The sequence below is a fragment of the Streptomyces sp. NPDC005820 genome, assembly GCF_040630255.1.
Lineage (GTDB): Bacteria > Actinomycetota > Actinomycetes > Streptomycetales > Streptomycetaceae > Streptomyces.
The window spans coordinates 1-26026 of the sequence record NZ_JBEXXE010000076.1; the positions used below are offsets into that span (position 1 = coordinate 1).

Below are 26026 nucleotides of genomic sequence, written 5' to 3' on the forward strand. Positions count from 1 at the left end.
AACTCGCCGAGCAGTGCAACTACTCCCCCGCCACCGTCTACCGGCTCCTGCACCAGGTAGGCACCCCTATGCGTCCGCAGCACCACCACGGCCCCTCTCGCCGTGAGGAGGAACGGCCATGAGCGCACCCAACCGCGATCTCAATCGCTCCGACGGCCGTGCCCGCCAGCCGCAGCACCTGCCCGAAGGCCATCCCCGCCCCAGCCGCAGTGCACGGGCGCCTCCCGGTACCCCTGTGCCTACCCGACCGTACGAGTCAACATCGCTTCCACTTCAGGAGATCAAGCACACGTGAACGAGAACACCCGCCACAAGACCATGGCCGCGGCCACCCAACACGTCTGGGACGCGTTCGTGATCGTCGTCGGCATGCTCAAGGGCGGCACCGGCAAGACCACCTCCGCCTGGTTCATCGCCCTCTACTACGCCGTCGTCCTCGGCCTGCCCACGTTGCTGCTGGACGCCGACGCCACCAGCCAGTCCGCCTACGACTGGTTCAAGGTCGCCCAGGCCGCCGGCTTCGAGATCCCCGCCAACCTGGTCGTCGAGCGGTACCCGTTCGACGACATCGCCGAGTACATCCGTGCCAAGCGCGCCGAGTTCGGCGCGATCGTGGTCGACGCGGGTGGCGGCAGCGCCCGCATCTTCCACGAGGCCGTCACCGAGGCGAACCTGCTGCTCGTCCCGGTCGCCCCCACCAAGATCGAGCGCCGCAAGCTCGTGGCCACCTTCGACGAGGCCGAGCGCGCCGCCGCACGCAACGAACACGGCGTCACCGCCCACGTCGTCATGGTCAAGGCCGACGACCGCACCAGCCTGCCCAGCCGGGCAAAGGACCAGCTCCTCGACCCCGCCCAGGGCGAAGGCATCGGCCCCGACCGCGACGAGCCCTTCCCGCTCGCCGAGACCACCATCCACTCCTGGGTGCACTACATGGAGGCCTTCGGCGAGATCCCCACCGAACTGAGCGAGTACGCCAACCTGATGAAGGAGCTGACCCAGGCATGACCGAGAAGAACGACAGGCCGAAGCCCCCGGCCCGCCGCACCGGCGGTCGCACCCTGGGCGGAGCCAGGAAGGCGACCCCGCCGCCCCCTCCCCCGGCCGCCGAACTCACCCCCGAGCAGTACGCCGCCGAACAGGCCGCTACCCCGGGTGAAGGCCGTCCCGCTGCACGCGAGCCGCAGGTTCAGCCCGCTCCTTCCACCGTTCCCAACCCCGAGAGGTCGACACAAGGCCGGGCCGAGGCGATACCCGAAGTGGCACAGCCGTCCGCCACGCCGACTGCTGAGGCACCGAGCGGCCCCGTCCCGGAGCCGGCCGCCAGTCAGCCAGTTCGCCCGGCCATCGCCGCCACCGAGGCGGGGACGGAATCCCCCGGTCAGCCGATGGAGTGGGAGGTACCGCCTGTGCTCCCGGCTGCCGAGACCGCAGCACCTGCCATCCGGCCCACGCAGCCGGCCGCAGCCGTTGTGCAGCACGGGACGTCCGCGGCTCCTGGCGCAGCCCGGGGCGCCGAGGTGGCGCTTCGCCCTGCAGATTCTCCGGCTGCAGGTGGCAACGGGTTCCCGGTGAGGAGCGATGTTCCATGGGCTCACCAGGAACAGGATGCGCAATCGCAGGCAGCGCCCAGCGAAGGAACACCGTGGGCTCAGGGATCCGGCCGTCCCAAGGACATTCCTGAGACCGCCGTCGTCCTCAACCAGCGCATCATCACGCGCGAGAGTCTCGACTCGTCGGTCCCCGCGGCGCTGAAGCTGAAGAAGCGGCTCAAGCGCTTCGCTCTGGACAACGAACTCGACCACCTGCCCATCGGCGACATCGTCTCGGTTGCACTGGACGAGTGGCTCACCACCCGCGGGTTCTGACCCGACCGCAAGGCACGGGGCGGCCACCCTCACGCAAGGGGGCGGCTGCCCCGTGCCGACTATTCCAATAGCCCAATAGGCGGATAGCTATCGGCCTATCCGGACCGACCGGAGCAGCTCGCGTGCCTGATCACTCCCTCTACGCCCGCCGACTACGTGAAATCGCCGACGCCCTCGACGCCGAGCCTCAGCAGACCGATGACGTTCTCACGCCGCACCCGGACACCCTGGGCGTCATCAGAAACCGGTACACCAAACGCGGACAGTTCAACCACGCCGTCCCCGAAGTCCTCCAGCTCCAGCGCCGGATCCGCCGCTACAACGCCGACACCGGCGTACCGCACGGAGACATCGTCGCTCTCGCCCTCGACACCTGGCTCCGCGCAAAGGGCTACCCGCCCGACCTCACGCCATGAGAGACAGACGTTTCCTGAGCGGCCTTCTCGGCCGTTCCGGCGACCTGGCCGCACAGCATGTCTTGGGCACGGTGGCTGCGCCTCACGATGCCTACACGGGAGGTTGGAAAAGGCTCCTTGTCCGAACAGGCCCAGCTCCACTCCGTCAGGGCGGCACCCGTGATGGCGTTACTGTCAGCCACGGCTGGGGGCGACACTACCGAGGCAGGATGGAACCTCCTCTCCAGCACACTTTGCCGTGAGCGGTCCGCCGGGGACTGCCGTTCGGGTTGTGGCTGCAAGCTGACGGCGAGAGACGCAGTCGGGGGGTCTGGGCGTTGGCACCGGAGGAAGTGACGCGATCATGTGCCAGAAGGTCCTGGTGTAGGCAGGCAGAATCACTCCTCGCACCGACTGAGGCCACACCGCGCATCCAGGCCCGGGCTGCGCCGGCAGCATGGTCGCCGCACGTGACCCAGTCGACAGGCGGTGATCTACATTCCTGTGCATTTCGCGACGCTAAGGACAGGCCAGCGCCGTGCGAAGGTCCCGTGTGCCTGGATGACTCCGCCGACCAAGGCCGAGTGCAGAGGAGGATGCTCTGCAGCAAGATCGTCTCCCGATCTTTCAAGAGAGGCTGCTCGCCGTCCGATCGATGAGGACGGTGGGATCGTAGACCTGCAAGGGTCGGCTGTTTATGAGCGGTTTTGGGGCTCCACTGCGCTGTCCAAGAGTGGCTCCACACCGTATGAAGTTGATCTGGCTCCACCGTGCGGGTGTGACCCATCAATTTCTGGATCCCAGTTCACCTACAAGGGCTGTAGCCACTGCGGCGGGCCTCTGGAGCGAGTGAGTGAGACGCTGTCGCTGTGATGGAACGGAAGACATTTCAGACGCATCTACGGCGGGCTGCCGCCGACATCCTGGGGCGTGTCCCCGAGCAGCTGAAGCGTGAGATATACGTCCTGGCCTTCAGCATCTGGCGCATCGATGCCGACAACCGCCGCCCGTGCGTGGACATCGGCTACAACACGGAGAGCCAGTACGAGGAGGCGATGCGCCGAGATGCCGATCCCTGGGAGGTGCGCTGGAACTACGCCTTCTGGATCCTTGAAGGCTTTGACAAGCTCGGCAACGTCCCCCAGGACCCTGTCGGCGGCCCGCTCTACGAGGAGGAGGCCAGGAACCTCGGCATCTGGTACGACGGCGAGTTCGATCTCGGTCGGATGCTGGAGGACGATGAGCTTCGCGCCAAGTCCCGCCTCCTCGAACTCCACTTCCACGACGCCGTTGTCGACCTCTCCCGTCACCTCCATGCGAGCGGCACCATCGAGAGGATATTCGGCCGCCCACTTCCCGTGGTCGTGTTCGACATGGACTGCCCAGGCTGGGAGGAGGAAGCCACCAAAGCCGCCAACCCGGCCGAGCTGATCGAGGACTTCCTGGCGTGAATCCCGGTATCCCGACACTCTCGCGACCGCGCTGTACGGTCGACTCCCACCGAGTCGCTCCCTTGGAGCTGCGTTTCGCGGGGCGGGGGAACCGATCCAGGCTCCCCCGCAGCCCTGGCGGGTACGACATCACCTCCTTTCAGATTGCGTAGGCGATCAGATGCCGTGCGCGGCGAAGGCGATGACCTGGGTCACCTGGCGTGCGGCGAAATTGTTGTCGGAGACCAGGACGACAGTGCGACTGCCGTCCGGGAGGCGGGGGCCGAGGGTGATGCCCTCCACATTGTCGACACGGGACAGCCCGGGGACGTCGGACAGGTCGGTCACGAGCGTCTTGCGGGCCGGCTTGAGCGACCGGGTCGATGCTCCAGTGAGGGAGTCCCGGCCCAGCACGTCGGTGGCGCCGTGTAGGTCGACCAGGTAGATGCGGGCCTTCCAGTTGTTGTCGCTGTAGATCGAGGCGCGCTCCAGGACCAGGAAACGGTCGTGGCCGAGGGCCACGATGTCGCTGACGCCGTTGGTGTCGGTGCTGCCCGCCGGGGGCGTGGCGAACAGCGGTTCCAGTGGGTAGGCGTACTGGGCCAGCGGCAGCCCGGTGCGTGCGTCGTGGACGGTGATGCGGGTGAGGGCGCCGTGCTCGGGGGTGGGGTCATCGCCGTCCTGGTAGAGGGGGTCCTCCATGGCGGTGACGATCCGCCGGCCGTCCGGGGTGAAGGTGACTCCTTCCAGGGTCTGGTTCTGGCGCGGGCCGAACTGCTGCGCGTTCATGTGCAGTTGCGGGGGCAGCGGAAGCTGGCCGGTGTAGGCGCCGGTTGTGGTGGCACGGCGGATCCAGGGATCTCCGAGGAGAGCCGGCGCACCGGAGGGAACGATGCGCTCCCCCTCGCTCGTCCAGACCAGGCTGCCGTCGTGCGGATCGACGGCGATGCCCTCCGGATCGGGTGCCACGGTGGAGGTGGCGGTCGAGGTGGGCGGGAAGGTGGTGCCGTCCGCGCGGAGCCACGGGTGGGTTCCGGTGAGTTCGACGTCCCCGAGGGCACCGTGGGCGAAACCGATGCGAGCGGTGTAGAAGCGGGCAGGGTCGGTCTGCGACCGGTCGTCGCTGATGAGGTAGTACGTGCCCGACTTCGAGTCGTAGCTGATCGCGGACAGACCACCGACGGTGGTGTCCTGGAAGGGCATCGCGTTCGGTAGTTCCCGCTCGCCGAGGAAGGCCAGCCTGACGCCGTTGTCGTGGGCCGCAGCCGGTGTGGCGACGAGGGCGGGCAGGGAGGCGAGGACGAGAGCGGTGGCCGTGATCCGTGCGCGGGTGGCGCGGATGGTCATGGGGTCTCCGTACGTTGTCGAATGGTTCGCGGTGGGCGCGGGGGGCCTTGGGGGTCTGGGGAATCGGCTTCCACGGACCGGCGCTCCGGGCCGCCGGCCGACCGCCGTCTCTTGCCGAAGACGGATACGACGGCCGGGTGTTCGCCCTTGTTACGCGCCTCTCCGGTCACACAGGCCGCCAGGCATCGTCATGGGGTCTTGAGAGCGGGCAGGTCGGTGAGCGGAGCGGGAACGGCGGCGGTTCGTGATGTGCGGCGGCGGCGCCAGGCGAAGAACGCGAGGGCCAGGAGGGTGAACACGTACGGGATCGCGGAGACGAGCTGGGAGGGGATCGAGAGGTTTCCGAGCTGGACGGCGAGCGCCTCGGCGGTGCCGAAACCGAGGGCGGCGAGGAACACGCCCCAGGGTCGCAGCGCGCCGAGGAAGACGGCGGCCAGGGCGATGTAGCCGCGGCCCGCGGTCATGCCGGTGACGAAGAAGGACACGGCGCCCATGCTCAGGAACACTCCCGCCGCCCCGGCCAGCCCGCCGCTCAGCGCGAGGGCACGGAACTGGACCCGGTGGACGTGGATGCCGACCGAGCGTGCCGCCTCGGGGTGCTCCCCGACCGCGCGCAGGTGGAAGCCGAACCGGGCCCGGTACAGCAGCCAGGCGACCACCGGGGTGGCCGCGAGGGCGGCCCAGGTCAGCACGTTCTGCCCGCTGAGCACCGCACCGAGGCCGGGTATGTCCTCGACCAGCGGTATGCGGACCGAGGGCAGCGCGCCACTGTGCAGCCGACTGGTGCCGCCCTTGTCGCCGAGCAGCGCGTACACGGTGTACGAGGTCGCGCCCGCCGCCAGGAGGTTGAGGCCGATGCCCGCGATGATGGCGTCCGCGCCGAGGTACAGGTGCAGGACGCCGAGCAGCAGCGCGAGTGCCGCGCCGACGGCGATGCCGCAGGCCGCGCCGGCCCAGACCGAGCCGCTGTATCCGGCGACCAGCGCGCCGGTGCAGGCGGCGGCCAGCATCGAGCCCTCCAGGGCGATGTTGGGCACTCCAGCCCGCTCGGCGAGCAGTCCGCCGAGGGCGGCGAGGACGTACGGGGTGGACACTCCGAGGATCGCCGCGAGGAATGCTGTACTGAGGACGGCGTCGAGGACGGGACCCATCAGCGGGCCTCCCTTCGGGCGAGGTACCGCTTGACGAGTTCGGGCAGCGCGCGGGCGGTCACGAGCAGCACGATGACCGCCTGGATGATGGTCACGGCGTCGGAGCCGACGTCGGTCTGCTGCTCCATCACGTCGCCGCCGACCCGCAGGTAGGAGTAGAGCAGCGCCGCGGCGACAACTCCGATCGGGTTGTTGCGGCCCAGCAGGGCGACGACGATGCCCTCGAAGGCGAGGCCGCCGGCCATGTCGGGCTGCAGCCCGCCGTAGACGCCCAACGCGAGGTGTGCTCCGGCGAGACCGGCCAGCGCGCCGCCGATGACGAAGCTCCACTCGATGGTGCGCGGTACGTCGAGACCGCCGTACCGGGCGAAGTCCGGGTTGGAGCCGGTGATCCGGATGCGGTAGCCGAGCGGTGTCCTGGCGAGCACGAACCACACGGCCGCGGCGACGGCAAGCATGCCGAAGAACCCGATGTTCGCCTGGTCGAGGGGGACGCCGAAGAAGTCGGACAGGAGCGGGAGCGCCGAGTCGGGGCGCACCGGGGCGGACTGCACGGCGGTGCTGTCGGGCGCCTTGAGGTGGTCGGTGAGGAGGTAGTCGAAGACCCGTACGACGACGGCGTTCAGCATCAGCGTGGCGACGATCTCGTTGGCACCGAGGCGGGCCTTCATCACCCCGGGTACGGCGCCCAGCGCGCCCCCGGCGAGGGCGGCGGCGCCTAGCGGTACCAGGACGGCGGCGACGGGCGGCAGGTGCAGGTTGATCGCTACCAGGGCGCTCGCCAGGGCGCCGGCGTAGACCTGGCCCTCCGCGCCGAGGCTGATCTGCCGGGCCCGGAAGGGGATCGCGACGGACAGGCCGAGCAGCGCCAGGGTGGTGGCGTCGGCAAGCCAGCGGCCGATCCGGGGCGTGCGTTCCAGCGGGCCGGTGAGCAGGGCGTTCAGGGCACCGGTGGCGTCCTTGCCGGTGGCCAGGACCACCAGGAAGGCGATGAGGACGGCGACGGCGACGGTCAGTACGGTCATCGTCAGCTCGACGGCCACGGTACGGCGTCGGGTGGCCAGGAACTCCCTGCGGCCCGCTGTCGCGTCGGGCCGGCCCTGCTGCTCGGCGGCCGGTTCCAGAGTCGAGGTCATCGGACACCTGCCATGACCCGCTCGTCAGGATGCCGCTCCACGCCGAGCATGTACAGGCCCACTTTCTCCTCGGTGAGTCCGGCCGGGTCGTCGAAGCGTGCGGCGAGACGGCCGTCCTTGATGACCAGCAACCGGTCGGAGAGCGCGAGGAGTTCGCCGAGGTCAGCGGAGACCAGCAGCACCGCCGCGCCCGCGTCCCGGGCCTCGATGAGCCGCTCGTACATGAAGTGCATGGCGCCGATGTCGACGCCCCGGGTCAGTTGTGCGGCGAGCAGCAGGCGGGGCTCGGCGGACAGCTCGCGGGCGACGACGACCTTCTGCAGGTTGCCGCCGGACAGTGCTCCGGCGGCCGTGTCGGGGTGCGGGGCGCGGATCGCGTAACGCCCGATCAGGTCCTCGGCGAGCTCGCGTACGCGCCGGGTGCGCAGGACGCCGTGGCGGGCGACGGGGGGCCGGTCGTGGCGGTCGACGATCAGGTTGTCGGCGATGGAGCGGTCCAGGGCCGCCCCGTTGGACAGCCGGTCCTCGGGAACGTGGGCGACACCGGCCCGGCGGTGGCCGGCCGCGTCGAGATAAGTGACGTCGGTGTCGTCCACGGTGACCGCTCCGGCGGTGGGGCGGCGCAGTCCGGCGAGGAGTTCGACCAGTTCGGTCTGGCCGTTGCCCTCGACGCCCGCGAGGCCGACGATCTCCCCGGCCGCGATGTCGAAGGAGACACCGTGGACCGAGGGACCCGACAGTCCGCGTACCCGCAGCACTCCCTCCCGCGGGCGCGCCGGGGGTTTCGGCACGTCGAGGGACATCTCCCGGCCGACCATCATGGACGCCAGCTGCGCGGCCGTCGCTTCCTCGGTGCGTACGGTGCCGATCACCGACCCGGCGCGCATGACGGTGACACGGTCGCTGATCTCACGTACTTCCTTGAGCTTGTGCGAGATGAACAGCACGGTCATGCCCGAGTCGCGCAGCCGGCGGACCGCGGTGAAGAGGTCGGTGGTCTCCTGGGGGGTGAGCACGGCGGTGGGCTCGTCGAGGATCAGGATGCGGGCGCCCCGGTGCAGGGCCTTGAGGATCTCGGCGCGCTGGCGCATCCCCACCGACACCGCGTCGACCCTGGCTTCCGGGTCGACGGCGAGTCCCGACTCCTCGGCCAGTGCGGCGGTGCGTTCGGCGGCGGCCGCGCGGTCGACGCGACCCGCCCGGCCCGGCTCGACACCGAGGACGACGTTCTCGGCGATCGTGAACGACGGGACCAGCATGAGGTTCTGGTGGACCATGCCCACGCCGAGGGCGATGGCGTCCTGGGGCCCGGTGAACCTGACTGGCACGCCGTGCACGCCGATCTGCCCGGCCGACGGCTGTTCGAGTCCGTACAACAGCTTCATCAGCGTGGACTTGCCGGCCCCGTTCTGGCCGACGATCGCCCTGATCTCCCCAGCGGGTACCGAGAGGTCGACGTCGCTGACGGCGCGGGTGCCGTTGGAGTAGGTCTTGCCGAGGCCCGTGGCCTGCAGGGCGGGCGGTGGGTCGTCCCCGGTTCTGTCGTCTCTGTCCACGGTTCTGCCCATGGTTTCCACCAGCGTTCCTCGAAGGTCGGAAGAAGGTCAGAAGGCCGAAGGGACCTTGACGGCACCGGACTTGACCTTCGCGGCCTGGTCCTTGAGCTCGGCGCGCACGGCGGCGGGGACGAGCTTGTCGAAGTTGGCGTTGTCGACGTAGCCCACGCCGTCCTCGGCCAGGCCCACCGCGGCGGGCTTCCCGTAGGCCAGCGTGCCGGCCTTGTTCGCCTTGGCCGCGAGGTAGAGGGCGTTGCCGGCGTTCTTGAGGATCGAGGTGACGACGGTCTGCTGCTGAGCCGCGTCGGTGAGCGTCTTGTACTGGTCGGAGTCGACGCCGAAGGTGTAGCGCTTGGCGGCGACCGCCGACTCGAAGACACCGAGACCGGAGGAACCGGCGACCGGCCACACCAGTTCGGCTCCCTGCCCGTACATGGCCGAGGCGATCTGCTTGCCCTTGGCCGGGTCACCGAACGGGTTGTCGCCGCCGACGTACTGCACGAGGACACCGGAGGACGGGTTTCCGCCTGCCGCCGCGAAGCCCGCCTTGAAGCCTACGACGAAGTCCTCGATGACCGGAATCTTCACTCCGCCGATCACGCCCACCTTTCCGTTTCCGGCACTGCCGGGAAGGGACTTGGCGGCGACAAGTTTGTCGGCGAGGAATCCGGCGAGATACGCGGCCTCGTTCTGCTTGAAGGTGACGGAGTAGACGTTTGCGCACTTGTTGGAACAGCCGCTCTTGCCCGTGTAGTCGACGGATCCGTCGAAGAGCCAGAACTTCTTGTCCGGGTACTCCGGGGCCAGTTTCGATACGAAGCCGACGGTGTCGACGGTGCCCGCGGCGAGCACGTCGTAGTCGTCGCCGGCCGCCGCGTCCTCGAAGCCGGAGGACCACTTGGTGCGGTCGCTGCCCAGTTCGACGACCTTCAGGCTGTAGCCGAGGTCCTTCTCGGTCTTCTTCAGGCCCGCGTACGCGGAGTCGAAGAAGGAACGGTCGCCGAGGTTTCCGTTGATGACGAACTTGATTCTCAGCTTTCCGGATTTCCCGGACTGGGCGGAGTCTGAGTCCGTCGAGGCGCCGCATCCGGCGAGGGCCAGGGAGAGCGCTGCGACCGCCCCCAGAATTCTGATCTTGTCCATTGCCTTGGTTCTCTTCTCTGGCGGGTTCCGGGCTTTGGCATTGGCCGAAAGCTATGCAATGCAAAACGATTTGGCTATGGGTGACCGTGTTAGGAGATTGTTTCCGAGATCAATGCGGTGGCCGCGATGGTGACGGCGCGGTCGAAGTCCGTCTCACGCTCGGCGGGAGTGAGCGCCTCGGTGTGGCGCACATGATCGCTGACCGTCAGCACGGCGAGCGCGTGGCCGCCCTCGGCGGCGGCGGTCGCGTAGAGGCCGGCGGCCTCCATCTCCACCGCCAGCGTGCCGTGGGCCTCCAGCCGCTCGAACAGCGCCGGCCGCTCCAGGTAGAAGTGGTCGGTGGTGAACACGGGCCCGACATGGACGTGCCGTCCGGTCCCGACGGCCTGTGCGGCGGCAGCGACCAGGCGGAAGGACGCGGCGTCGCTCAGGTGCACTCCGTCGATACGACGGCTGCCCATCGCCGAGTCGGTGTGGGCGGCGGTGGCCACGACGACGTCCCGCAGCCCCACCGAGGCGGGTATGCCGCCCGCGGTGCCCACCCGCGCGATGCTGCGCACGCCGTAGAAACGGAAGAGTTCGGTGGCGTAGATCGTGACGGACGGCATACCCATGCCTGAGGCCAGGACGGACAGTGGGACGCCTCGGTACGTTCCGGTGTACCCCTCGATGCCGCGTACGTCGGTGACCAGCCGGGCGTCCTGAAGGATCGTTTCGGCGATGCGGCGTGCCCGGCGCGGGTCGCCGGGCATCAGAACGTGCGGCGCGAAGTCACCGGGGGCGGCAGAGATGTGCGGGGTGGCCATCAGGCGCCCTCCCCCGCCGGCGTGCGGGTCTGCCCCGCCATGGTGCCGCTCTCCCCCGCCGGGGTCCCGGCCAGCCAGTGGACCAGCCGGTCCCACAGCTCGGGGTAGCCCTCCCAGCCCAGGAACGCGGGCGGGGCCCAGTGCGGTGCCAGGTCCGACGTGAAGGCCGCCGACCTGCCGGCGCCGTAGCCGCCCACGGCCAGCAGCGGATGACCCGCGCACTCGGCAAGCAGGTCCGCGCCGTCCCGTACCGTCACCTCGTTGAGCCCGAGCAGATCCGGCCAGGTCTGATCCAGCCCGTCGACCACCTGGTGCCGGGCGACGACCCTGGGTGCGGCCCCGGCGGGCAGTTCGACCCGGTCGTCCCGGTCGTACAGACCGACCGGGAGCGCCGCCGCCAGCGGGGTACGTCCCCACCGGGCCTTGGCGTCGATGCCGGTGAAGGTGAGGTAGCCGCCCACCATCAGCAGGCCGCCGCCGCGCTCGACGTAGGCCCGCAGCGCCTCCGTACGGTCCGGCACGGGCACCGAGCGGGCGAAGGTCTCCGGGGTGAGCTGGAAGCTGTTGGCCCCCACGTCACTGATCACGACGACGTCATAGGGCTCCAGGCCCTCGGCCGTGGTGGGCACGCGGCTCGGTATCTCGTGTGCCGGTACGTACGTCACCGTGTGGCCACGGTCGCGCAGGGCGTCCAGGAAGACCTGGGCTCCCTCGACGTACTCGGAGGTGAAGAAGGAGTCAAACCCCTTCTGGTGGACGGAGTGGGTGAACCAGGACTCACCCACGACGAGGACATGGGGCATCGCCGCACGACCTTTCCTGTGGTGTTCGGGTTGTGTTGTGCCGACGGGGCTTCGTCGCCCCGGTCAGCGCGCGGGACTCATGGGCGCCGTGCTGGCGCGGACCTTCAGCCGGACCGGCAGGATGTGCCGGGAGGCCGGGGGCACCTCGTCACGGTGGACGTAGCTCAGCAGCTGGGCGCCGGCCGTACGGCCGATGTCGTAGGCGGGCTGGTGGACCGTGGTGAGGCGGGGGTGGACCCGGGAGGCGAGCATGATGTCGTCGAAGCCCGCCACCGAGACGTCGTCCGGGACGCGCAGGCCCGCGTCCTCCAGGGCCGCGACCGCACCGAGCGCCATCAGGTCGTTGGCGGCGAACACCGCGGTGAAGCGACGGGGGCCGCCGCTCTCCAGTGCCGCCGCGACCAGGTTGTAGCCGGACCGCTCGACGAAGGCGCCCTCGGCCTCGATGACACCGGCGTCGCCGAACGCCTCCCGGAAACCCGCGATCCGCTCCAGGCTGCTGACCAGGTCCCCCGGACCGCTCAGCGCGAGCACCCGGCGATGGCCCAGTTCCCGCAGGTGCTGTCCGATCAGCCGGCCGCCTGCCCGGTGGTCGGCGGTGACCAGGATGGTCTGCTCCAACAGCCCGGGAACCACCTCGTCGGCCAGGGCGATGGGAAAGCGCCCCAGCAGCGACGCCAGCCGGCCGCGGGAGGGCGGCGAACCGGAGGCGTACACCATGCCGTCGATGAACCGGCCGCGGAGCATCTCCAGATAGCGGTCCTCGCGGTCCGGGTCGAACTCGGTGTTGCACAGGATGACGCCGTAGCCGAGGTCGTGGGCGGCGTCGTCGACGCCCTTGGCGAGTTCGGCGAAGAACTGGTTGGTGATGTCGGGCACCAGCAGACCGATGACACTGGTCGAACCGGCCTGCAGGTTGCGGGCCGTCGAGGCCGGCACGTAGCCGAGCCGGGCGACCACCGTGCGAACACGCTCGGCCGTGTCCTCCGCGACCGGCCGGTTGCCGCTCAGCACGTGCGAGACGGTGGTCGGACTCACCCGGGCCGCGGCGGCCACGTCCTTGATCGACGCAGGCCGCCGCACCCGGCGGCGGTCGTCGTCCCGCTCACGGGTCATAGTGCTGCACCGCCCTGCCGTGTGAGGTGTCCAGCAGAGCGGGCACCCGTGCCTCGATCTCGGCCAGCAGCGCCGGCAGGTCCAGCGTCAGCAGCCGGCCGTCCCGCACCACGACCCGCCCGTCCACGACGACCGTGCGTACATCGCTCGCGCGGGCGCTGTAGACGAGGGCCGCGACCGGGTCGTGCAACGGCCGGCAGTGGGCTCCGCTCAGGTCCATCAGCACGATGTCGCCGGCTCGGCCAGGCTCGAGAGCGCCGATCCGGTCGCCGAGTCCCAGCGCCCGCGCCCCGCCCCGCGTGGCCAGCCGTACGGTGTCGGAGACCGTCATCCAGGTGGCGTCACGCTGCGCCTGCTTCTGCGTCAGGGCGATCAGCCGCATCGCCTCCCACACGTCCAGCGTGTTGTGCCCGGCGGCCCCGTCCGTCCCGGCCCCGACGGCGACCCCGGCGTCCAGCAGGCTCCGCACCGGGGTGAGCGGACGCAGGGCATGCTTCAGATAGACCTTCGGACAGCAGGCCACGCCGGTGCGGTCGCGGTGCGCCGCCAGCGTCGGCAGGTCCTCGGGAACGATGCCGCACCCGTGCGCGATCAGCGCGCCGGCCTCCAGCACGCCGGTCCGCTCCAGCACCGTGATGGGGGTCACGCCTCGCCGGGCCAGGCTCGACTCGGTCTGCTCCAGGTGCTCGGCGGCGTGGATGTGGATCCGCAGGCCGCTCTCCCGGGCCAGCTCGGCGAGCCGGACCAGGTCGGCGTCCGCCACGGTGTACGGCGCGTGCGGACCGAGCGACGCGGTGACCCGTCCGCCTGCCGTACCGTGCAGGGCGACGGCGGTCTCGGCGCTCTCCTCCAAGGCCGCTCGGCCCCGGCTGCTGAAGCAGGTCGGGGCGATGTCGGCGCGGATTCCGCTCTCTACGACGGCGTCGGCGATCCGCTCGGCGTGGAAGTAGTGGTCGGCGAACGTGGTCACCCCGCTGAGCAGCATCTCCGCGCAGGCCAGCGCCGCCCCCAGACCGACGTCGGCAGGGGTGAGGTTGACCTCCATGGGCCACACCCGCTCGTTGAACCACGCCTCGACGCTCACGTCCTCGGCGGCGCCGCGCATCAGCGTCATCGGGCCGTGCGTGTGGGCGTTCACCAGGCCCGGTACGGCGACCAGTCCCGAACCGTCCACGGTCTCCGCCCCGGCACTGTCGGGCCCCGAGCCGGACGCGCCCACCCAGACGATCACCCCGTCCTCGACGAGGATGTCCTGGTCCGGTACCACCCGGCACGGTCCCTGCTCGGGCACGTCCAGCACCGAGCAGGAGGTCACGATCAGTCGGCGCATGATGTGGATCCTTCCGTTCGAAACCGGACGCTATGGATCCAAAACGTTTTGCACAACCCCCGTCTCGCGGGGCTCCGCGAGGTTCGCCGGCCGGCCGCCACGTGGTCCAGCGGTTCGGTCGAGGCTCCCGGCGAGCTGGCTGTCCGGCCCACCAGCCGTCAGACATGTGTTCGGTATGTTGTGATCAGAAATGTCGACCACAAGGAGACCGCCGAGAATGCGACCGGACGTTTCCGAGGCCTGCCGGCACGCCGCGGGCCGCCTGGCCGGACCGGACCCCGATGTGCACCTGACCGCGTTGCGGGAGTTGGAGGCGCTGGCCCGGAAACATCCCGCGCGGCGGCAGGCCGTGGCCGACGTCGTCTGCCGCTACCTGCGCGGCTTCACCGCGCAAGCCGCTGACGACTGCGTGGGGGTGAGGGTGGAGGCAGCCGCGGTGCTCGCCGTTCTGGCGCGCCGGCATCCCGCCACCGGCGATGTACCCGCAGGTGTCACGGCGGGCGCCGGGTGCGGCACCGGCTGCGGGGAGTGTCTCGACATCGACTTGACCGGTGCCGTGCTGCCGGACGTCGACTTCAGCGGCTGCCGTTTCGGCCGGGCCCGCTTTGTGGACGCGCACTTTCGTGACGGGTGCGTGTTCGACGGTGCCTGCTTCGCCGGGGAGGCGCTGTTCCAGCGGGCGGTCTTCGAGAAGGAGGCGTGCTTCTCAGGTGTCCGGTTCGGCGACGCGGCCGAGTTCGGGCGGGCCAGGTTCCGGGCGTGCGCCGACTTCTCGGGCGCCTGTTTCCAGGATGTCGCGTGGTTCGGACGGGGCGAGGACGAGCTCGCCGGGGACGAACTCCTCGAGAACGGGTCGGCGTGGGAAGGGGCCGAGGCACGGCGTCCGGTCGCCTGGGACGAACCGAACGAGGATGATCCGCACTGGCCCCTGGCCGTCGACTACGAGACCTGGGAGGAAGGCGGCGACGGGGCGCGCTTCAACGACCGCGTGTCCTTCACAGAAGCCCGGTTCGCGAGAGCCGCCTGGTTCTGGAAGGCGCGCTTCGGCGGCCAGGCGCTGTTCCAGCGGGCCGTCTTCGGCGGACGTGTCCATCTCACGCAGCCTGCGGCCGATCTCACCGGTGCCCGGCTTTCCGACGCGAACGGCGCCGAGAGGCAGGACTGGCCCCTTGGCTGGACCGCGGCCACGCCGGGCGCCGGCCGGGAGGGTCACCGGCGGCTGGTCCCCGACGCGTCCGTCGCGCCGTACCATCGTCAACTCGCCGACCCCGACCCCGAGGTCCGCCTCGACGGCCTGCGTGTCCTCGGTGCACTCGGGGACAGCCGGCCCGATCTCAGGCAGCGTGTGATCGACACTGTCTGTGCGTACCTGCGCACGCCGCTGGCCTTCGAGGTCACCGCCGACACCTTCGCGCTCACCCCTTCCCAGTTCGCCGACGTGCGGATGCGACGTGCCGCTCAGCGGCTGCTCGCCGACCGTACGCGTCCCTCCGCCGACCGACCGTTCTGGGAGGACATGCGCCTACGGCTCTCCGGGGCCACACTGATCGACTTCGACGTCAGTGGATGCCGACTGGCTCACGGAGACTTCACCGGGACACAGTTCCACGGGAGCACGACGTTCGCGGACGCCTCGTTCGGCACCGGGGCGTCCGGCTCCGGCATCGTCTTCTGCCTGGAGGGTTCACGCGGCGGGCGCGCTTCCTTCCACGGACGTGCCGATTTCTCCGGCGCCTCGCTCTTCTGGTGTGAGGGGCTGCGGCACTGCCTCTTCCACACCGACGACGCCGTACGCGCGACCGGAACCGGCCAGGACCTCATCCGGATGCTGCTGGGAGCCAGAGGCACCGGGGCCTCCACCGACATCACCACCGGATTCCGCAATGCCCTGCTGACCGCGTACTCGGAGAGCCCCGACAACCTTGCCTGCGCCGAGCACCTGGAGTACGGCTCTGTGCCGGGGCCCCCGTATGCCCCTGAGCGGGAGAGATCCGGACTGAGGATCACCGGCACCGGCATACTCGTCTCCGACGTGGCGTGTCGTATGGAGGACATTCCCGTCCCGGCCTCCGTCGCCGAGGACTACCCCGAACTCAGTCCGGGACAGTGGTCCGCAGTCACCCGCGTCGTCACCCTGCTGCTGGGCGCGCTCGAAACACCGTGACCCATGGACGGCACAGTGCCGCTACGGGGGGGGCGCCGTGGTCCGGCGCCGCCCGTTGACAGCAGCAGTGTCCCTGTGGGTGGGTCTCCCAGTGCGGGGTGCGCAGCCGCTTCGTCGAGGATGACGACGCGGGCCGGTGACGCGAAGGCCCATGCGCGGACCAGCAGTTGACGCTCTCCGGCGGACAACGGCGTCGCCGGGTCGCCGAGTTCGGCGTCCTGGCCGCAGAGACGTCCGATCACGGTGTCGGCGCCCGCCTCCCTTGCCGTGCGGGCGAGTTCGGCACCGGTCGTGCGGTGTCGGGCCGGGCCAGGAAGTCTGTGATCTCACGCGCCTGCGGGGCGCTCGCGAGGGCGCCGGAAGCGGTGTGGCCCCGGTCGGCGGGTTCCCGGTAGGTGACATGGCCGTGTCCCGCGTCGATCAGGTGGTGCGCCAGCGCGCGTGTGTGGGACACGGGGACGGTCTCGTCGAGCCGTCCGTGCAGGAGGAGCATCCTCGTGCGGACGCGCGGGGCCAGCCGTAGCAGGTCGCGTGGTCCGAGCGCGTCGTCCATGTCACCGTGGCCTGCCAGTCGGTCGATGAGACGGCGGGTCGACGGACAGCCGTTCGCGTACAGCGCCGGTACCGAGCTGAACGGCGCCACAGCCACGCAGCCCGACCAGCCCTCGGGGTCGGCGGCCGTCGCCAGCACGGCCAGGAAGGCGCCGTAGCCGGTGCCGTACACCGCCGGCCGGGGCACGCCCGGTCCACGCGTTCCGTCGACGAAAGCACGCAGGGCACGGATGTCGGCGAGATCGGGTCCGCCCCATGCGCCCCGGATGGCATCGGCGTGTTCGCGTCCGTAGCCCGTGCTGCCCCGCTGGTTGGGCGCGATCACGGCGAGGCCGGCGTCGGCGAACAGCTGGAACAGGGCGTCGTAGCCGAGCGTCCAGTGCCGGTCGGGTCCGCCGTGCAGCGCGATCACCACCGGAGCGCCGCCACGCCAGTCCGGTCCGTAGACCACGGCTTCGACGGAACCCACCGCGCCGGGCAGTGTCTCCAGACGGGCGGGATGCCGTTTGGGCAGGGCGGCGACCCACCACAGTTCACTCTCCCCTGGTCCCACCCAGCCGAAGACGGTGGGCCTTGCCGGGCCGGAGAACGGCAGCCACAAGCCCCGGTCGGTCCAGGCCGCCTCGGGCCCGAGAACGCCAGGGGGCGAGGCAACCTGGCGAGCGGCACCGGACTCCAGGTCGTACAGGGCGAGTTCGGAGCGCGCGCCCCGGTCCACCGCGGCGGCGAGGACGCCTCCCGTCGGGTCCAGAGCCAGCGGAGTGACGGTCGCATCCGCGGTCCACGGCCCGTCCAGGAGACGTACGGCGGTGCCGGTCGCCCATCCCAGGCGCGAACCGGCGTCGGTGTCCATGGCCAGCAGCACCCGGCCCGCGCGGGACAGCAGGACGCGGGCTGCGGTACCCGCGCCGGTGAGCGGGGTGACCCGGCAGCCCTCGGGTGCGGTGGGGTCGATCCGCAGGGGAGTCGGTGTCCCGTCGACCACCGCGGTGACCGCCAGGCAGCCGCCGACCACCGCCGCGCCGCCCAGCCGTCCTGGCACCCGGGTGACGGGGGTGAGCCAGGGCTCGTGGTGCCCGACCCGGAACACCGTGGAGTGGTCGTCGGCACCGTACGCGATGGCCGCGGCGACCCAGCCGGGCAGGTCCGGGGCCGACAGCAGACGCAGTGGTGCCGGGCAGGGGCCGAGCGGGCGGCGTCCGCCTGCCTGGTCGAACAGGTCGACGTACTGGACTCCGTCAGGCTCCCGCCAGGAGAGCAGGGCCCGGCCGTCGTCGAGCGCCACACACTGGGTGAGGGGCAGGTCCGGGTCCAGGGCGACCCGCAGTCTTCTGCGCGGGCCGGCCACGGTGAGCTCCCACGTCTCCAGATGGCGGGCGCCGGCCTCGTCGTTGGCGACGCAGACCGCCCGCAGCCCGTTCGGGGAGAACGCGCTGCAGTCGCGGTGCATGGTTCGGGGTGTCATGCGGGCACCCCTTCGAACGCGGTGGCCTGTGCGGGCTCTCCGGCGTCGTCGAGCAGCGGGCGCGGACCGCCCTTCCTCATGCGCAGCAGGAAGGAGACGGCCCCGGCCGGCCCGACACCGCAGTCGACGGTGACACCCGTCCCGCTGTCGTCGGGGACAAGCGCACGACCGTCGCGCAGGGTGCGCCGGGCGTACCGGACGACGGCGAGGTCCCCGGCCATGGCGCGGTACGGTCCGCCCGGGGCCTGGTCCATGTCGAGCTGGAAGTCCCCGTTCCCGGCCAGCCCGTGGCAGACGGCGGTCCCGGTGACAGTACGCGCCCGGTGGACGGCGGTCGCCGCCTCCTCGGCCGGTGCCCTCAGGGTGTCCTCGCCGGTGGCACGCCACAGCCGGATCAGGAAGGTGCCGATCCCGGAGGCGCCGCTGCACAGGTGGTACAGCATGCCGGTGCCGTTCTCCGCGTCTCGCTCGGTGCGCCAGCGTGTCCCCCAGGCACCGCGTTCAGCCGCGCCCGTCAGGGTGGCACCCCTGTCTCCAGCCTCAGGACTGCCCAGCACCACAAGGAACTCCAAGATCGAGCGTGCGCGGAACTCCGCAGGAAATGCTGGAGCCGTCCCACGGCCGCCCCTTCCCGCGAACACGGTCGATTCTTCGCATCGCCGCCTCCCGCAGCATTGGGGAAACCCCTATCGATTGCGCCGGGATGACGGTGCTCGATGGCCTGTTCGGCGTCGGGTAAGGCCGTGCCGGCCGCGGCAGTGAGGATCAGCTCTGTTTCGCAGGGGAGGATCCTGTCCACCCTCAGCGCTCGTCCAGGGCATCGCCTGCGGTGCCGATCAGGGCGTCGGCACCCGGATGAACGGCGCGCGTGCTCGGTTCGCCGAAACCCGACCCACCGGGCCCCTGACCCCGTGCACCTACCCGGTCCGACGCACGAGGTCGGACAGCGCGAGCCGGGACGAGACGTCGAGTTTGCGGTAGATGCGGGACAGGTGTGTCTCCACCGTGCGGGGGCTGAGGAAGAGCCGTTCGGCGATCTCGCGGGTGCGCAACCCCGCGGTGGCCAGATCGACGATCTCCCGTTCGCGGTCGCTGAGCAGGCCGAGGGGGTGTGCGCCCCGGGCGTCTTTCGACAGCTCGGCGCGCATGCGGGTGACGCGCTCTCGTACGAGCAGTGCGGTGCGGGAGCGTGCGATCGCCTCGGCGGCGTCGAGGCGGCCGAGAGCCTCGGCCGGGCCGTGTGCCTCGTGGACGGCGGGGGCGCTGGTCACGAGAGTCCAGGCGTACTGCACCGGCATGCCCGCGGATTGGAACGCCTCCGCGGCGAGTGCGAAGAGTTTGGCCGCCGCGTCGTGTTCGCCGTCGCTCATGTGGAGCTGAGCGCGGGCGCACCGTGCGTGGGCGTCCTGGACGGGCAGTCCGAGCCGCCGGGCCTCCGCTTCGGCGGTTGCGACCAGACGCTCTGCCTCCTCGCGGTCCCCGCGCTCCAGTGTGGCCGTGGCCAGAAGGGCCAGCAGGAAGGGCCGGGAGAAGGGCCGGACTTGAGGCAATCGCCTGCTGCCCGCGCTGTCCAGCAGGGTCCGCCGGCAGCCGGCGGCGTCACCGGCGAGGAACCGGGCCTGTGCCAGCAGTCCCGTCGCCGAGGCCGTCCACCAACTGTGTCCGGGCGGGGTGGCGCTGGTGGCCTCCTCGACGAGCGCTACGGCCTCGTCGGCGTACTCCCCGCCACGGGCCCAGACGAGGGTCGTCGCGCGGATCGCCTGTGCCAGGGCGACTGCGGGCCGCACCCCCATGGAGCGGGCGAGGTTCTCGGCCTCCCTGGCGTAGCGCTGGGAGGCGTCCAGGTGACCGGTCCACTGCTCGGCCATGGCGAGCCCGAGGAGCCGGTGGAGCAGGATGGGCCGCTGGGGACCGCTGTGATCGGCTGTCAGCCCGCGGCCGAGGTGGCGGGCCGCGTCGGTGAACCGCTCCAGGTAGAGCTCGGCGCTGCCCAGCAGGGCGAGGGTCTCCGGCGTTCGGCCGGCGAGCGGATCCGGAAGCGCGTCCACGAGCCTGGCGCAGTGCCTGACGTTTTCGATGGCCTCGTCGAGGTCACCGGCGTGAGTGACGCAGAGGGCGTCGAGGACCCGCAGTACGGTGCGATCCGCCTCGCTCGTCCCATCCGCCTCGCTCGGCGTCCGTACGGCTTCCCGGAGCAGGGCCCGTGCCTGGTCGTGAGTACCGCGCAGGACATGGACCAGTCCGTGCTCGATGATCAGTTCGGCGACTTCGGCCGGCAGCGGATCGGGCAGTGGTCTGGGCAGCAGGCCGAGGGCGGCGTCGGCGATGGCCGCCGCCTCCGCGTATCGGCCGAGCTGTCGCTCGGCGCCCACGCAGACGGCGTGGGCCTGGAGCAGCTGCCGCTCGCTGAGGGCCGCGGGCCGGCGCCCCAGCAGTTCGTGTGCGCGGGTGCGGGCCTCGTCCAGCTGGCCCGCGGCGATCAGCGCACGACAGCGGGCGAGTTCCAGCTCGTTGCGGCCGGTGGAATCCGCTCTCCCGTCGGGCAGGGACTCCAGGGCCAGCCGAAGCCAGTACGCGGCGGTCGCCGGTTCTTGAGCGGCGATCTCCGCGGCCCCGTCCGCCAGGGTGCGCGCGGCGAGTGCGGCGTCGGTGCCCAGCAGGTACTCGGCGTGCCGGGCCCGTTCACGGACCCGCCCGCCCCGACCGGTGATGAGTTCCAGGGCACGGCGGTGGCCGCGCAGCCGGAAGGACAGGCCGGCTCGCTCGTGCGCGACGTGGCCGACGACGGGATGCCGGAAGGCCAGGCCGCCCTTCCAGTCGGCCGCGCGCACCAGGTCCGTCCGCTCCAGTTCGGCGAGCGCGTCGAGAGTGCTGTCCATCCCCAGGCCGGAGATGTGGGCGATGTCCTCGGGCCGGAACGGGCTGCCGGTCACGGCCGCCGCCGACGCTGTGGTCGCCGCCTGCGGCGAAAGCGCGTCGAACTCGGCGATCAGTGGTTTCGCCTCGCGCAGCAGTCCGGCGGTGTCGGTGCCCGGGCGATCGGGCCAGTGTCCGGGCTGCCAGTCCGCCGCGACGAGCAGGCGTACGTAACGCGGATTGCCCTCGGCCGCGGCGCACAACCGGATCGCGAACTCCTGGAGCGCCGCCGGGGTGCGCGCTCCCGAGTCTCTCGGGGCGCTCCGGTCGGCCAGCAGCGCGGCCACGGCGTCGGGGTCGAGAGGGCTCGGTTCGATACGCGTCACCGTGCCCGCCCGCGCTCCGTCGTCCAGCGCTTCCCGTAGTTCGGGGGCGGTCTGCGCGGGGCGATGGGCGAGAGTGAGCAGGAAGGGTGCGGGCACCACGGAACGAACCAGCCGCACGAGCAGCGCCGTCGATGCCGGATCGCACAGATGGACGTCGTCGAGGACCACGACGCAGCCCGCGGCCCAGTCGGCGGGCCGGTCACCGACCTCGTCGAACGGCTGCCGGGCTCCGTCGGCCGCCCGCCGTGACTCCCAGGCGTCACGGAACACCTGCAACGAGGCGGTGTCACCGCGCAGGGCGTGGGCGCGGACCGCGGGGATTCCCCTCTGCGCGGCCAGGTCCACGAGCGTCCTGGTCAGGCAGGTCTTCCCGATGCCCGGTTCGCCGGAGATCTCGACGACCGAGCCCCGACCCCGTGCCAGCGCCTCCAGGGTTCGCGTGAGCAAGGAGAGTTCCGTCTCCCGCCCGACGAGGCGCTCTCCGGCTGCCGAATTGGGCACTACGGCCATGAGCGCCGTCCTCCCGGTCACAGGGCGCTGAATGCGACAACCATACAGTTGCAAAACACTTTGCTCGACTTCCGTTTCTGAAGCAACACACGCATCTGTGCGTTGATTCCATCGCCACCTAGGCGTTCCACTGTCGCTTCAGTCAGGGATGTCCCACGTGAACCGGTGCACATGGATTCCGAAGTACGGGAAGGACTCCACGGCGCGCACCCCCGGAATGGTGCGGATCCGGTCGTTGATGATCGCGGACAGCTCGTCCATGGTCCGGCAGACGACCTCCGCGAACAGGTCGCAGGAGCCGGCCGTGGACACGAGATAGATCACGCCGTCGATCCCTTCCAGCGCGTCGATGATGTCCGGGAGCCCACCGTCGATCTTGATGCCGAGCAGCGCCATGACGGGCAGTCCGAGTTTCAGCGGATCCGTGACCGCGGCGAACCCCAGCAGGCCCCGCTCCGTCAGGCGCTGCACACGGGCGCGCACGGCCGGAGCGGACAGCCCCACCTCCCTCCCCAGGTCGGTGTAGGAGGCGCGGCCGTCCTGCTGGAGCAGCCGGATCAGACTCTTGTCGAATGCGTCCAGCTCGATACGGGCCGTCACGTGGTCCTCTTTCCTCTCCCCGGGCGTCCGGACGCGACCGTAGCAACTCGGCGGCGGCGGGCCGGATGTGCGCCCTCATCGACGGCGCGGGGGATTACGTGCCGCGATTACGTGCTTCTCCTGACGTATTCGCATCCATGTTCGATGAAGCTGGGCTCGCAGCTGACCACTGTGCAGAGGGAGACACTGTTGGGCACGCTCTTGGACCAAGCGCGATCATCCGTCGGCGAAGATCCCCTGATCGGCCGTGAGCGGGAGACCGGACGGCTACGGACGGTCCTCACCACTCGTACGCACCCGGGGCCCTGGCTGCTGGAGATCACCGGAGACCCCGGCATCGGCAAGACCCGGCTGCTGGCGGAATGGAGCGGGCTGGCGGAACGGGCCGGACTGACCGTCCTGTCGGGGAGGGTGACGGGAGCGGACCGGCAGCAGCTGTTCGGGGTCTTCCGAGCACCGGTCGTCCGGGCCCTGGAACTTCCCGGCGTGGCCGAAGCGATCTGCGCGGAGGACCGGGCGTTACTGCTCCGCTGCTTCGCGGCCGCACACGGGAAAGACGCGGGGGATGGAGGGGACCCGGGACCGGGAGAGGGCCAGGACCGACCGGCGCCCGGTCCCCCGGACCGGGACAGGGCACGGCTGCGTCGATGTATCGCGGATCTCCTGTGGGCGGCGGCCGGTGACGGTCGTCGTCTGGCCCTCAGCCTCGACGACCTCCAGTGGGCCGACGACGAGTCCGTCGAGCTGCTGAGCCACCTCCTGCGTCATCCCCGACCCGGGACCTCGCTGATCCTCGCGTGCTCCGTACGGCCGAGACAGCGGTCCTCGGCGCTGACGGCGTGCCTGGCCGATCCGGACGACGCCTTCAGGGTGGAACGGCTGCAACTGGGGCCACTGCCGCGCGGCATGGCCGGTGAGCTGTCCGGCCTCGAAGCGACCGCAGAACGGCAGAGGTTCCTGTACGAGGCCGCCGACGGCAATCCGCTCTACCTGCGGGTGCTGTCCCGGTCACCGGGACCGCTCGTGCCACCTGGTGGGATCGCTCCATGGGTCCTGTCGGACGAGGCGGTCATGGCGGCGGCGACCGTGGTGGCCCGTGAACTCGCCCCGCTGGACGCCGTGGAGCAGGACGTCCTGCGCGCCGCCGCCGTGCTGGGCGAGGAGTTCGACCCTGCACACCTGGCCGAACTGGCAGACCGGGAGCCGGCGGACACCACGCGGGCGCTCGACCGGCTGATCGCCCTGGACCTGGTCCGTGCCGACCACACCCAGGTACGGCGGTGCCGTCTGCGGCATCCGGTGCTGCGCGCCGTCGTCTACCGTGGCGCGCCGCACGGTTGGCGCAGGGCCGCACACGCGCGCGCCGACCACGTCCTCCGAGAAGCGGGCGCCGGCCCGGTACACCGCGCTCCGCACGTCGCCCGGTGCGCCGAACCGGGCGACCAGGACGCGGTCCGCCTGCTGACGGAGGCGGCCGAGCAGGTGTGTGACACGGATTCCGAGGCGGCCGCGTCCTGGCTGAGAACGGCACTGAGCCTGATCCGTGAGGACGGAGAGGGGCTGCGGGTGCGGCTGACGACGTCCCTGGCACGCTCGCTCGGAGCCATCGGACAGTTGCGCGAATGCCGGGAACTGCTGCGCCGCATCCCACGGCCGCCCGACGCACCCCACACCAGGGTGGACACGGAACTCGTGGCGTTCCACGCCATGGTCGAACGCCATCTCGGCGACTACGGCCGGGCGGAGTCCCTGCTCACCGCCGAACTCGCCCTGCTGGCCAAAGGCGAGGGCGGCGGCGCCGACGGCGCCGAACTGAGCAGCCCGCTGCGTCTGGAACTGTCCACGGTCAGCCTCCTGCGCCGCGCGTTCCCCCGGTCACGGGCACTGGCCGAGGAGGTGCTGCGGCACGCGACCGAGGTCCACGACCGCCACCTGCGGATGGCGGCCACCGTCCGCCTCACTCACTGCAGCGCCTTCGCAGGAGACGTGCCCACGCTGCTGCACCGGGCCCGGGAGGCCGGTGCGCAGGTGGACTCGACGGGAGACACCGAACTCACCGCGCACCTGGACACCGTCTCCCAACTCGGCTGGGCCGAGGCCCTCGCCGAGCGGCATCACGACGCGCTGCGCCACACGGCGCGCGGGATCCGGCTCGCCCGGACCACTGGGCAGCTGTTCGTCCTGCCGTACCTGGGGCTCGCGCACGCCTACGCCAGCGTCAGCGTCGGCCGGCTCACGGACGCGCTGCGGTCGGCCGACGCCGCCGAGGAGGACGCCCACCGGATGGGGCGGCCGGCCCTGCTCGGCTTCGCCCTGGCCCTGCGCGCCTGGGCCACCGCGCTGCTGGACGGCCCGGACGTCGCCACGCCGATCGCGGAGCGGGCGGTGCAGGAACTCGGCGCGGGCGGCAGACTCTGGGCGGTCACCGCCGGCGTACTCGCCGATATCCGGCTCGACCAGGGCCGGCCCGGCGAGAGCCTGGAGCTGATCCGGTCGGCCATGGAGCACGACAGGCATCCCGGCACCGCCCGGTCCATCACACCGATCTGGTACTCCCACGCCGCCCGGTCCGCGGCAGCTCTGGGCGACCGCGACCAGGCCGCCGAATGGGCGCGGCGGGCATCCTTCGACGCGGATCTGCTGGGCCTGCCCGGACAGCGTGGGTACGCCGCCCTGGCGCGGGCCCACAGCACCCCGGATCCCGTCGGCCCGCTGCGGGAGGCGGTCTCCGGTTTCCAGACCGGCGGACTGGTCCCGATGGAGTGCCGGGCCAGGCTGCTGCTCGCCACGGAACTCGCCTCACGCGGATCCCGCGACCAGACGCATGAGCTGGATCAGGCGCTGGAGCAGGCCAATCGCGCGAAATCGCTCGCGGAGACCTCGGGGGCGCGCCGCCTCTACCGGGAAGCGGTGGACGTCCAGCGCCGACTGGGCGCCCGTCGACCGCGCCCGGCGCGGGAGGCGGAAACACCGCTGCCGGAGATGTCGGAGCGGGAGCGGGAGATCGTCCGCATGGTGGCCCTCGGCATGTCCAACAACGACATCGCCCGCCTCCTCGTCGTCTCGCCCAAGACGGTCGAGGCCCACCTCACCCGCATCTTCCGCAAGGCAGGCGTACGCTCCCGGGTCGCACTGGTCGCCGCACTGCCGAACGCCGGTCCGGAGCCCGGCCTCTGACACCTCCGCCGGGTCACCGAGCGATGGTGACCTGGGCGGTGACCAGTACGCCTTGGCAGATCACCGTGAACCTCGATGCCGGCTACGCCAGCGACAACACCCGCACGCTGCTGGCCAAGCTCGGCCTGCAGGGCCGCATCGCCCACAAGGGCGAGAAAGCACCGATCCCTGCGAACCTCAGACATGCCCGGATCCAACCAGCCCCCTCCGACACGCGACCGCCGACCCGATGCCC

The 26026-nt window shown here is 71.0% G+C and carries 19 protein-coding genes and 1 pseudogene; 7 read left to right on the forward strand and 13 right to left on the reverse strand.

The window, feature by feature from the left end; translation table 11 throughout:
- The first annotated feature begins 291 nt into the window (after positions 1-291).
- The 4 genes from ABZ464_RS48970 to ABZ464_RS48985 all read left to right on the forward strand — a co-directional run bounded on the left by ABZ464_RS48970 (position 292) and on the right by ABZ464_RS48985 (position 3714).
- Entirely contained in the window at positions 292-1008 is a 717-nt protein-coding gene (locus ABZ464_RS48970) for a ParA family protein (protein ID WP_359288892.1), read from the forward strand.
- On the forward strand, positions 1005-1868 hold the full coding sequence (locus ABZ464_RS48975) for a hypothetical protein (RefSeq protein WP_359288894.1): 864 nt from the start codon (positions 1005-1007) through the stop codon (positions 1866-1868). The genes ABZ464_RS48970 and ABZ464_RS48975 overlap by 4 nt, the downstream gene beginning before the upstream one ends.
- 122 nt (positions 1869-1990) lie before the next feature.
- Entirely contained in the window at positions 1991-2284 is a 294-nt protein-coding gene (locus ABZ464_RS48980; RefSeq protein WP_359288896.1) for a hypothetical protein, read from the forward strand.
- A gap of 851 nt (positions 2285-3135) precedes the next feature.
- The gene (locus ABZ464_RS48985) at positions 3136-3714 is read left to right on the forward strand and encodes a hypothetical protein (RefSeq protein WP_359288936.1); all 579 of its coding nucleotides are present in this window, start codon (positions 3136-3138) and stop codon (positions 3712-3714) included.
- Between the two features lie 156 nt (positions 3715-3870).
- On the opposite strand, the gene ABZ464_RS48990 is transcribed toward ABZ464_RS48985, so the two are convergent.
- The 9 genes from ABZ464_RS48990 to ABZ464_RS49030 all read right to left on the reverse strand — a co-directional run bounded on the left by ABZ464_RS48990 (position 3871) and on the right by ABZ464_RS49030 (position 14081).
- The gene (locus tag ABZ464_RS48990; protein WP_359288898.1) at positions 3871-5040 is read right to left on the reverse strand and encodes an esterase-like activity of phytase family protein; all 1170 of its coding nucleotides are present in this window, start codon (positions 5038-5040) and stop codon (positions 3871-3873) included.
- 188 nt (positions 5041-5228) lie between these two features.
- Positions 5229-6191, reverse strand: coding sequence for an ABC transporter permease (locus ABZ464_RS48995; RefSeq protein WP_359288900.1), 963 nt, complete (start codon positions 6189-6191; stop codon positions 5229-5231).
- Positions 6191-7327 carry an ABC transporter permease gene (locus ABZ464_RS49000; protein ID WP_359288902.1) on the reverse strand — a complete coding sequence of 379 codons (1137 nt, stop codon included), beginning with the start codon at positions 7325-7327 and terminating at the stop codon, positions 6191-6193. The genes ABZ464_RS48995 and ABZ464_RS49000 overlap by 1 nt, the downstream gene beginning before the upstream one ends.
- A complete protein-coding gene (locus ABZ464_RS49005; RefSeq protein WP_359288904.1) occupies positions 7324-8883 on the reverse strand; it encodes an ABC transporter ATP-binding protein in 1560 nt (519 codons plus the stop codon). The genes ABZ464_RS49000 and ABZ464_RS49005 overlap by 4 nt, the downstream gene beginning before the upstream one ends.
- A 48-nt stretch (positions 8884-8931) precedes the next feature.
- Positions 8932-10026 carry a BMP family ABC transporter substrate-binding protein gene (locus ABZ464_RS49010; RefSeq protein WP_359288908.1) on the reverse strand — a complete coding sequence of 365 codons (1095 nt, stop codon included), beginning with the start codon at positions 10024-10026 and terminating at the stop codon, positions 8932-8934.
- Positions 10027-10115: 89 nt separating this feature from the next.
- On the reverse strand, positions 10116-10832 hold the full coding sequence (gene deoD / locus ABZ464_RS49015; RefSeq protein WP_359288910.1) for a purine-nucleoside phosphorylase: 717 nt from the start codon (positions 10830-10832) through the stop codon (positions 10116-10118).
- Entirely contained in the window at positions 10832-11635 is an 804-nt protein-coding gene (locus ABZ464_RS49020; protein ID WP_359288912.1) for a glutamine amidotransferase, read from the reverse strand. Before ABZ464_RS49020 ends, deoD begins: the two co-directional genes overlap by 1 nt.
- A gap of 63 nt (positions 11636-11698) precedes the next feature.
- Complete coding sequence (locus tag ABZ464_RS49025) at positions 11699-12751, reverse strand: LacI family DNA-binding transcriptional regulator (RefSeq protein ID WP_359288914.1); 1053 nt, start codon at positions 12749-12751, stop codon at positions 11699-11701.
- Positions 12741-14081 carry an amidohydrolase gene (locus ABZ464_RS49030; RefSeq protein WP_359288916.1) on the reverse strand — a complete coding sequence of 447 codons (1341 nt, stop codon included), beginning with the start codon at positions 14079-14081 and terminating at the stop codon, positions 12741-12743. The genes ABZ464_RS49025 and ABZ464_RS49030 overlap by 11 nt, the downstream gene beginning before the upstream one ends.
- 217 nt (positions 14082-14298) lie before the next feature.
- Here ABZ464_RS49030 and ABZ464_RS49035 point away from each other — a divergent pair, with 217 nt between their 5' ends.
- Positions 14299-16245 carry a pentapeptide repeat-containing protein gene (locus ABZ464_RS49035; RefSeq protein WP_359288918.1) on the forward strand — a complete coding sequence of 649 codons (1947 nt, stop codon included), beginning with the start codon at positions 14299-14301 and terminating at the stop codon, positions 16243-16245.
- Between the two features lie 238 nt (positions 16246-16483).
- Here the strand turns inward: ABZ464_RS49035 and ABZ464_RS49040 are convergent, their stop codons facing one another.
- The 4 genes from ABZ464_RS49040 to ABZ464_RS49055 form a co-directional block, all read right to left on the reverse strand.
- Positions 16484-18262 (reverse strand): prolyl oligopeptidase family serine peptidase, encoded by a 1779-nt coding sequence (locus tag ABZ464_RS49040; RefSeq protein WP_359288920.1) that lies wholly within the window; start codon positions 18260-18262, stop codon positions 16484-16486.
- Positions 18259-18903 carry a lanthionine synthetase LanC family protein gene (locus tag ABZ464_RS49045; RefSeq protein ID WP_359288922.1) on the reverse strand — a complete coding sequence of 215 codons (645 nt, stop codon included), beginning with the start codon at positions 18901-18903 and terminating at the stop codon, positions 18259-18261. The genes ABZ464_RS49040 and ABZ464_RS49045 overlap by 4 nt, the downstream gene beginning before the upstream one ends.
- 276 nt (positions 18904-19179) lie before the next feature.
- On the reverse strand, positions 19180-22014 hold the full coding sequence (locus tag ABZ464_RS49050) for a BREX system ATP-binding domain-containing protein (RefSeq protein WP_359288924.1): 2835 nt from the start codon (positions 22012-22014) through the stop codon (positions 19180-19182).
- A 138-nt stretch (positions 22015-22152) separates the two neighbouring features.
- The gene (locus tag ABZ464_RS49055; protein WP_359288926.1) at positions 22153-22614 is read right to left on the reverse strand and encodes an Lrp/AsnC family transcriptional regulator; all 462 of its coding nucleotides are present in this window, start codon (positions 22612-22614) and stop codon (positions 22153-22155) included.
- Positions 22615-22803: 189 nt separating this feature from the next.
- Between ABZ464_RS49055 and ABZ464_RS49060 the strand changes: the two genes are divergently transcribed.
- Positions 22804-25791 (forward strand): AAA family ATPase, encoded by a 2988-nt coding sequence (locus tag ABZ464_RS49060; RefSeq protein ID WP_359288928.1) that lies wholly within the window; start codon positions 22804-22806, stop codon positions 25789-25791.
- Between the two features lie 59 nt (positions 25792-25850).
- Positions 25851-25964: pseudogene (locus ABZ464_RS49065) on the forward strand (IS5/IS1182 family transposase); the annotation flags it as partial.
- Between the last annotated feature and the right edge of the window lie 62 nt (positions 25965-26026).